Source organism: Frankia sp. AiPs1 (assembly GCF_023716945.1).
Taxonomy (GTDB): domain Bacteria; phylum Actinomycetota; class Actinomycetes; order Frankiales; family Frankiaceae; genus Frankia.
This window is the reverse complement of sequence record NZ_JAMQQF010000948.1, coordinates 1-1,348: the sequence shown is the minus strand read 5'-3', so window position 1 is coordinate 1,348 and position 1,348 is coordinate 1. Positions and strand designations below refer to the sequence as shown.

Genomic DNA, 1,348 nt, shown 5'->3' with positions numbered 1-1,348 from the left:
CCTACTGCTCACCGGGGCGGCGCTGGGCGACCGCCTCGGACGCCGCCAGCGCGACCGCCCCCGTGAGACCGCCCAGCCCGACCCCGCGTCGCCCTCGGTGAGCGCCGAGGGCCGCTCCGGCCACGCCCCCGATGACGGCGGCGGACAGGACGGCCGCCCGGACGTCCGTGGCGGCCGTGCCCTGGTCTTGCACGCGAACAACCTATCTGTCGACCGACTCGGCCGGGCCGTGACGGCTCAACCCGCACCTGCGGGGAATGACTTCGCTGCGTAGTTCTCTGGATGCCGAAAGTCAGTCTCATCGTCGCGGTCGCCGGGTCCGCCTGACAGCAAACGCCCAGGTTGGCGGGATACGAAGGGGGCGAAGGGGCAGGAGACGGGCAGTCCGGCAGTTCTGAGGGGAGCGTGGATGGCTGAGCACGGACACGACCCGGAACGCGCTGCGCCCCGCGCCGCGACGGTGTCGTCCAGGCGCTCGGCAGCGGCGCACCGCCGGACGGGCATCCTGCTGGCCGACCCGCCGTCGCGGCTGCCCGGCCAGCCATCGAAGCCCGGCCAACCACTCGGCCCCGGCCAGCTATCGAAGCTCGGCCGGGCGCGGCCGGCGGTCCGGACGTCCGGTTCGACCACGCTGAGTGGATCGGCCGCCGCCCAGGAGCGGGCCGTCCGGGTGGGCGGGGCGCCGGAGCGGGGCGGGGTCGGGCGCGGCGGCCGCAACCCCGCGCTCGACGGCGTCCGGGCGCTCGCGGTGCTCTGCGTGCTCGTGTTCCACATGGACTCGCTGCCCGGCGGCTACCTGGGCGTCGACGTGTTCTTCGTGCTCAGCGGCTTCCTGATCACCGGGCAGCTGCTGGCGGAACGGGACCGGACCGGTGGGGTTTCGCTCGGCCGGTTCTACCTGCGACGGGCCTACCGGCTGCTGCCCGCGTTCTGGGTGCTGGCCCTCGTCGGCCTCACGGCGGTCGTCCTGCTGGGGATCGGCACGGCCGGCGAACGGTCCGAGTTCCTCGACAGCCTGGCCGCCTCGGCGCTGTATGTGAACAACTACTTTCAGGTGGTGCGGCAGAGCACGGGGGCCGGCTGGCTGGGGCACACCTGGTCGCTGTCACTGGAGGAGCAGTTCTACCTGCTGTGGCCGCTGGTGCTGGTGGCCCTGTGCCGCTGGCCGTGGGTGGCCCGCCGGCTGCCCGTGGTCCTGCTGGGCGGGGCGGCCGGCGTGGCGCTGTGGCGCAACGCGTTGGTCACGTCCGGGGCGCCGGGGACGCGGACGTACTTCGCCCTGGACACCCGCGCCGACGCGCTGCTGGTGGGCTGCGCCCTCGCCGCCTGGCTGCGGGCGGCGCGACAG

The 1,348-nt window shown here is 74.5% G+C and carries 2 protein-coding genes; one reads left to right on the top strand and one right to left on the bottom strand.

Annotated features, from left to right (window positions below):
- Position 1 precedes the first annotated feature (1 nt).
- Positions 2-193, bottom strand: coding sequence for a hypothetical protein (locus ND748_RS32095; RefSeq protein WP_251750029.1), 192 nt, complete (start codon positions 191-193; stop codon positions 2-4).
- Between the two features lie 216 nt (positions 194-409).
- Here ND748_RS32095 and ND748_RS32090 point away from each other — a divergent pair.
- The coding region (locus ND748_RS32090; RefSeq protein WP_251750028.1) for an acyltransferase at positions 410-1,348 on the top strand (939 nt) is incomplete at its 3' end.